Source organism: Arcicella sp. GW458-12-2-14-TSB2 (genome assembly GCF_059423785.1).
Genome location: NZ_JBWKYN010000243.1, coordinates 1 through 6,962 on the forward strand (window position 1 = coordinate 1; position 6,962 = coordinate 6,962).

General features: G+C 35.7%; 8 protein-coding genes. 4 read left to right on the forward strand and 4 right to left on the reverse strand.

From position 1 onward, the window contains the following. Positions 1-91: 91 nt before the first annotated feature. Positions 92-430: a bacillithiol system redox-active protein YtxJ gene (gene ytxJ / locus AC07XN_RS22580; protein ID WP_309920595.1), complete on the reverse strand. Its 339-nt coding sequence runs from the start codon at positions 428-430 to the stop codon at positions 92-94. Positions 431-541: 111 nt separating this feature from the next. Here ytxJ and AC07XN_RS22585 point away from each other — a divergent pair, with 111 nt between their 5' ends. Both AC07XN_RS22585 and rsgA read left to right on the forward strand, forming a co-directional pair. Further along, entirely contained in the window at positions 542-1,816 is a 1,275-nt protein-coding gene (locus AC07XN_RS22585) for a 3-deoxy-D-manno-octulosonic acid transferase (RefSeq protein WP_494744704.1), read from the forward strand. A 7-nt stretch (positions 1,817-1,823) separates the two neighbouring features. Then, a complete protein-coding gene (rsgA, locus tag AC07XN_RS22590; RefSeq protein ID WP_494744705.1) occupies positions 1,824-2,747 on the forward strand; it encodes a ribosome small subunit-dependent GTPase A in 924 nt (307 codons plus the stop codon). A gap of 4 nt (positions 2,748-2,751) precedes the next feature. On the opposite strand, the gene AC07XN_RS22595 is transcribed toward rsgA, so the two are convergent. Together AC07XN_RS22595 and AC07XN_RS22600 are read right to left on the reverse strand one after the other, a co-directional pair. Continuing rightward, on the reverse strand, positions 2,752-3,552 hold the full coding sequence (locus AC07XN_RS22595; protein WP_494744706.1) for a transglutaminase domain-containing protein: 801 nt from the start codon (positions 3,550-3,552) through the stop codon (positions 2,752-2,754). 85 nt (positions 3,553-3,637) lie between these two features. Further along, positions 3,638-3,799, reverse strand: a complete 162-nt coding sequence (locus AC07XN_RS22600; protein WP_309920606.1) for a DUF1328 domain-containing protein — start codon at positions 3,797-3,799, stop codon at positions 3,638-3,640. Positions 3,800-4,068: 269 nt separating this feature from the next. Here AC07XN_RS22600 and AC07XN_RS22605 point away from each other — a divergent pair, with 269 nt between their 5' ends. Next, entirely contained in the window at positions 4,069-4,992 is a 924-nt protein-coding gene (locus AC07XN_RS22605) for an ROK family protein (RefSeq protein WP_494744707.1), read from the forward strand. Between the two features lie 77 nt (positions 4,993-5,069). On the opposite strand, the gene AC07XN_RS22610 is transcribed toward AC07XN_RS22605, so the two are convergent. Further along, positions 5,070-5,528 carry an Lrp/AsnC family transcriptional regulator gene (locus tag AC07XN_RS22610; RefSeq protein ID WP_494744708.1) on the reverse strand — a complete coding sequence of 153 codons (459 nt, stop codon included), beginning with the start codon at positions 5,526-5,528 and terminating at the stop codon, positions 5,070-5,072. 223 nt (positions 5,529-5,751) lie between these two features. On the opposite strand from AC07XN_RS22610, the gene ald reads away from it, so the two are divergent. After that, entirely contained in the window at positions 5,752-6,864 is a 1,113-nt protein-coding gene (gene ald / locus AC07XN_RS22615; RefSeq protein WP_309920612.1) for an alanine dehydrogenase, read from the forward strand. Positions 6,865-6,962: the final 98 nt, after the last annotated feature.

The window sequence follows — 6,962 nt, forward strand, 5'->3', positions numbered from 1 at the left end:
ATTTTAATTGTGATTGAGTAGGTTAGTGATTATATTTTATAAGATATATAAAAATCACTCAATCACAATTCACTAACTCACTCAATCACAACTAACCTACCGTTTCTGCTAATTCAGCAAATGAAATTTCAAAGTGTGAGGCATTATAGATACATTCACCGTTTTGAATGATTAATACCTGCGGAGATTGATGCTCTACTCCGAAAGTTGAAGCAATAGCACTAGAAATCGGGCGATACTTTAATAAATCTAAGTAATAAGGCTTTAACTCTCCCACGCTCTCTTGTTTCCAATTTCTTTCTAAGCGATTTAAAGCAGTTGATGAGATTGAACACGTTGTGCTATGTTTCAAAATCAAGATTGGTTGTTGTTTCGATTCCTCTTTTATAACCTCTAATTGAGATAAATCTGTTAATTGATTCCAGTTCATTTTAATTATTTAGCGTCTTTTCGCTTATTCTGATGATGTAAATGGTAGTACGTTGTTTTAATATGAAACTAATTAGCTGTAATTTTGATTCAAAATTAATTCAAATTTCATTTGTCAAAGCTACTTTATCATATTTCAATTTATACTTACCAGTTTTTTGTCTGGTTAGTGAGTCCTTTTAACACGAAAGCCAAACTTTGGATTCAAGGCAGAAAAGACTTTAAAAATCAAGTTTATTCAAGTCCATTTTGGATAAAAAGAAGTACTTCATCAGCACCTCTTGCATGGTTTCACAGTGCCTCGTTAGGTGAATTTGAACAAGCCAGACCAGTCATAGAAAAGTATAAAGAAAACTTTCCGTCACATCTCATCCTGCTTACTTTTTTTTCGCCTTCTGGTTACGAGATTCGTAAAAACTATAGTGGTGTAGACTTTATTTGTTATTTACCTATCGATACCGCAAAGAATGCACGCGAGTTTATCGAGATGTTTCAGCCTTCAGTTGCCTTTTTTGTGAAATACGAATTTTGGTATAATTATCTGAGAATACTTTCTGAAAAACAAATTCCTGTGATGTCATTTTCTACTATCTTCAGAGCAAACCAAGTATTTTTCAAAAGCTACGGAGGCTTTTATAGAAACATTCTTGCTTATTTTACCCATATATTTGTACAGAATAAAAACTCGTTTGAATTATTAAAAAGCATTAATATTCAACAAATTAGCATTGGCGGAGATACCCGTTTCGACAGGGTAAAACAAATTGCGGATGCCAAAAAAGAAATTGAAGTAGTTGAAAAATTTAAGGATAACAAACTTTTGTTAATTGTAGGTTCGTGCTGGCAACAAGATTTTGAAGTAATAGCACCTATGTTGAATGAGTTTGAGCATGATTTAAAAGTAATCATTGCTCCTCACGAAATTCATGACGAGGAAATCACCGCTTGGCAGAAAGTGTTGAAAAAAAACTCTATCAAATTTTCAGAGATCCAACACTTGACGGATACTGAGATAGCAACAACAAATACGCTTTTTATTGATAATATAGGGATGCTTTCTTCCTTGTATCAATATGCAGATTTTGCGTGGGTTGGAGGTGCCTATCGCAAAGGATTGCATAATACATTAGAGGCTGCCACTTTTGGCTTACCTATCTTTTTTGGCAATAATAATTATCAGAAATTTCAGGAAGCCATGGATTTAATCCGTATTGGTGGTGCTTTTGTGATTGCCGATACCGCTCAATTTAAAAACAATTTTGAGCCATTATATTTTGATGTTGATTTAAGAAAAGAAAAATCAACAATTATTGAAGAGTATGTGAAAGAGAATTTGGGGTGCACGGACAAAATAATAACATTTACCAAGGAATTATCAATATTCTGATACACGAATGAAAGGATTAGTATTACGATCAACAGGCTCATGGTATGAGGTGCTCGACGAAAACAAGCACGTATGGCAGTGTCGTTTAAAGGGCAAGTTTAAGATTCAAGGGTTAAAAACCTCTAACCCGATTGCGGTTGGAGATAGAGTAGAATTTGAGATTGAAGATAAAACAGAAAACATGGCAACCATCTTTAAGATAGATGCCCGTGAAAATTATATCATCCGTAAATCTGTTCATAAAACTGCCCACGGGCATATTTTAGCAGCCAACCTTGATCAGGCTGTTATTATCGTTACCTTAAACTACCCTAGAACATCCTTAGGATTTATCGACCGTTTTTTGGTTTCGGCAGAATCCTTTAGAATTCCTACAACGATTGTTTTCAATAAAATAGATTTACTCTCAGAAGAAGAAAAAGATTATTTAGCCGATTTAGCGGCGATGTACGAAGAAATAGGTTACCCTTGCGTATTTACATCGGCAGTCGGCAACATTGGCATTAAGGCATTTAATGATATTCTTAAAGACAAAATTTCATTAGTATCGGGGCATTCAGGTGTTGGCAAATCTACATTAGTAAATCAGATTGCCCCTACCTTGGATTTAAAAACAACAGAAATTTCAACGTTTGCTAATAAGGGTGTGCACACCACTACTTTTGCAACAATGTTTGAACTAGAGGAAAATACTTTTATCATTGATACACCGGGCATCAAAGAATTGGGATTAATCGACATTGACAAACAAGAGCTATCGCATTTCTTTCCAGAGATGCGAGCATTGTTGGGGCAATGCAAATATCATAATTGCAAGCATATCAACGAGCCAAAATGTGCTGTGCTGGAAGCTGTAGCTGAAGGAACAATAGCTGAAAGTCGATACAACAGTTATTTAAGCATGATGAGTGATGATGATAACAGAAGATAATCTTCTATAAAATAGAGGATACTTCTTCTGCTATCGACACCGAAACACGCATATCTGATAAGTAAATACTTCCGAATTGAGTAGCCAAAGCTACATCTGCGGCATCTCGACCATAAGCCAGAACTACTCTATTACCTTTTGGTGAGTCTTGGGTAGCATCAAAAGTATACCATCTTCCACCGACAAAGGCCTCAAACCATGCATGTAAATCCATTGGATCTAGCTCATGTAAATAACCTACTACCATTCTGGCAGGAATACTTAAACTTCTACACAAGGCAATTCCTAAATGAGAGAAATCTCTACAAACGCCCACTTTGGCGGCAGCAGTATCCTTAGCAGAAGTAGAAGCATTACTAAAGCCATATTGGTAAAATATATTTTGGTGAATCCACTTACGGATTGCCTCTACTTGGTCATAACCAGGATAGGCATTACCAACAATTTGAAAAGCTAGATTTCCTAATTGGTCTGACTCACAGAATCTACTTGGCAATAAATAAATAAGTTCTTCAGGAGGTAAGTCTTCAATTAATACAAAATCAGCACCAGGGGCTACATCAATTTCATCAGCCGTTTGCACGATTGAAGAAGTAAGTACATTAAACTTTCCTACTGGAGTTAATAAACGCTGACATAAATTTCCATACATGTCGGTGTATTCAGTAATAGGAACACTTGGTTCAAGAATATACTCTTCCTTAATAATCCACTGCCCAGCACCACTTCTTGGTCTGAGCATCAGGATTAATGGGGTAGTCGAGTAAGCTTCATAATCAAGTTGGCAACTTATTTGAAGTCTCATGATTTTAGCTTTTATTCTAATCTAAGTTAAGTTTAGATAGTTGATTAAAATAGTCTGATTGTTGAAAATGTAATAATTATAAAAATTAGAGGTTTCTATCGCCTCTTAGAAAGCTGAAAACGGCGAGTATTAATGCTACAAAAAATAATATTTTAGCAAAATAAGCTGCACTAGAGGCAATACCGCCAAAACCAAAAATAGCAGCAACTAAAGCAACAACGAGGAATGTGATTGACCAGCGTATCATAGTTATAAATGTTTAATGTTGAAATAAGATTTTCTTTGTTTTCAACTTAAAAAAATTTATACCATGAATAATGACTCGGAATTCATTTTAATTCCTCAAAAAATCAGTAAAAAACATACATTATGAGTAAAAAAATACTCATTTGGGGAAGATTGTTCAGTTCTCAGGGTAAATAAGTGTAAAAGATGATTTCCTTCCAAAAGTAAGAATAAATAGTTAATTTGCAGTGGTTAAAATTAGTAAACTGTAAATTAAATAAATCCAAAAATTTGAAACCATCAATTACAAATCCTACACACCTTTGGGGTATTGATTTAGGGGGTACAAAAATTGAATGTGCCGTATTAGATAAGGAGAATGACTTAGCCGTAATAGTTAGAAAGCGTATCCCAACTGAGGCCGACAAAGGATATGAACATATTATTAGTCAGATTGTTAAGTTGGTATCGTTAGTAATAGATGAAATAGGAGAACAACCCATCCAAATTGGTTTTGCAACACCCGGCGTATTAGACCCCTCAACGTTTACGATGAAAAATAGCAATACCGTTTGCATGAACGGGCAGCCTATGCATCAAGATTTAGAAAAAGCGTTAGGAGTACCTGTAAAACTGGCAAATGATGCTAACTGCTTTGCTTTGGCTGAAGCATTGATGGGTGCTGGCAAAAAATATCCAAATGCTGAATTAGTTTTTGGTGTAATCATGGGCACGGGTGTCGGAGGAGGATTGGTTGTACATGGTAAAGTAATTGCGGGTCATCATGGGATTGGCGGTGAGTGGGGACATAACATTATTGAAGAAGGTGGCGAGCCGTGCTATTGCGGAAAAGCTGGCTGTGTAGAAAAAGTAATTGCAGGACCTGCCCTTGAAAAATATTATCAAAAAATTAGTGGAACAGCCCTAGGATTGAAGGAAATATTAGCACGTTATTTAGCTGATAGCGATGCTCATGCGACAGCTACGATTGATAGACTTCTAGAGTTTTATGGCAAAGGGATTTCTACTTTAATCAACGTACTTGACCCCGATTTAATTATTATCGGCGGTGGCGTAGGCAATATAGATTTGCTTTATACGGAAGGCTATGACAGAATCAAAAAGTATATTTTTAATAATAAAAAAATATCAACACCCATCGTAAAACCAATATTGGGTGATAGTGCTGGGGTTTTTGGTGCAGCACTTTTGTAAAATAGTTATAAATGATAACAAAAGGTATTTTGAGCATTTTATTCGTGTTCAAAATACCTTTTTTGCTTTTTCATCAATCAAATTGGTAAAACAGTCGTATTCTTAACCTCCGACATGACAAACGAGCTACTGATATGTGCTACACTTTGAAGGGCAGACAACTTCTTTTGGTAAAATTCATTATAAGCCTCCATATCTCGCGCAATGATTTTCACTAAATAATCATAGCTTCCCGATACCACACTACATTCTATCACCTGAGGGAATTCTTTGATAGCTTCTTCAAATTCTTCGAAATGATTTTTCTGTTGCTTATCTAATGTAATACTACAATACACCACGAGTGGATTACCCAATTTTTTCTTATTCAGAATAGTGACATATTTCTCGATAATCTCTTCCTGTTCCAATCTTTTGATACGGTCGTGGGTGGGAGTCATGGAAAGATTAATCTGCTTAGAGATTTCTTTGATAGTAAGTTGGGCATTCTCCTGCAATAATTGAAGAATCCGCAAATCTGTTGCATCTAAAGCCATAAAGAAAAATTTACTTTACAGAATAATAATATTCGCATAATACAGGAATTTTTCCCTATAATGGCATAAATATACATAATTTTTCCTTATTTATTTCGAAAACATAAAACTATTTCCTGTTTCACTAACTTTGCACATCTTCATTTACAAACCCTATCTGTGGATCTGTTATTGAATAAAGTTTTTCAATAACAGGAAAGCAGGTAATAAACCCCAACAAGCCATGATTATCGGTGTACCCAAAGAAATTAAGAATAACGAAAACCGTGTAGCACTAACTCCTGCGGGCGTAGCAGAATTTAAGAAAAACGGGCATACTGTTTATATACAAACCCAAGCTGGTACGGGCAGTGGCTTTTCGGATGAAGAATATGTAAAAGCTGGCGCTAGCATTTTGGGCACTATTGAAGAAGTATATGCTATTGCAGAGATGATTTGCAAAGTAAAAGAACCAATTGCTTCTGAATATTCATTGATTAAAGAAAATCAATTGTTATTCACTTATTTCCACTTTGCTTCTTCAGAACCGTTGACTCATGCTATGATTGAGCGTAAAGCAATTTGTTTGGCTTATGAAACAGTAGAAAAAACAGATCGTTCTTTACCTTTATTAGTACCGATGTCGGAAGTAGCGGGTAGAATGGCGATTCAAGAAGGTGCAAAATACTTAGAAAAACCTATGGGTGGAAGAGGTATCTTATTAGGTGGCGTTGCAGGTGTAAAACCAGCGAATGTATTGGTGTTAGGTGGTGGAATTGTAGGAACACAGGCTGCAAAAATGGCAGCAGGTTTAGGAGCAAACGTTACGATTATGGATATTAGTTTGCCTCGTTTACGCTATTTAGAAGATGTAATGCCTGCCAATGTAGATACTGTGATGTCTAATGAATATAACATTCGTGAAGCTATTAAATTATCTGATTTGATTATTGGTGCGGTGTTGATTCCAGGGGCTAAAGCACCTCATTTGATTACCCGTGAAATGTTGAAAGAAATGCGTCAAGGTACTGTGTTAGTAGACGTAGCCGTTGACCAAGGTGGTTGTATTGAAACTTGTCACCCTACTACACACGAAAACCCTACTTTTGAAATCGATGGCGTAGTGCATTACTGTGTGGCTAATATGCCGGGTGCAGTACCTTATACTTCAACATTGGCATTAACCAATGCTACTTTACCTTATGCAATTCAATTAGCAAATAAAGGTTGGAAGAAAGCTTGTGCTGATAATGAAGAATTGAAAAAAGGTTTGAATGTAGTAGCTGGTAAAATCGTTTATAAAGGCGTATCAGATGCTTGGGGCTTAGAGCTTTCACCTCTTGAAAGCGTTTTATAATTTATAGATGTTTTTAAAAGAAATGAGGCTGTCTAAAAAGGAAAATATCACCAAATATTCTTTGGATTTTAACCTCACCCCTAACCCCTCTCCTTCAG

Bases quoted from the DNA above. Each gene is read 5' to 3' on its own strand.
- AC07XN_RS22600 (WP_309920606.1), bottom strand. From the start codon at position 3,799: ATGATACGCTGGTCAATCACATTCCTCGTTGTTGCTTTAGTTGCTGCT.
- rsgA (WP_494744705.1), top strand. From the start codon at position 1,824: ATGAAAGGATTAGTATTACGATCAACAGGCTCATGGTATGAGGTGCTC.
- AC07XN_RS22610 (WP_494744708.1), bottom strand. From the start codon at position 5,528: ATGGCTTTAGATGCAACAGATTTGCGGATTCTTCAATTATTGCAGGAG.
- ytxJ (WP_309920595.1), bottom strand. From the start codon at position 430: ATGAACTGGAATCAATTAACAGATTTATCTCAATTAGAGGTTATAAAA.
- ald (WP_309920612.1), top strand. From the start codon at position 5,752: ATGATTATCGGTGTACCCAAAGAAATTAAGAATAACGAAAACCGTGTA.
- AC07XN_RS22595 (WP_494744706.1), bottom strand. From the start codon at position 3,552: ATGAGACTTCAAATAAGTTGCCAACTTGATTATGAAGCTTACTCGACT.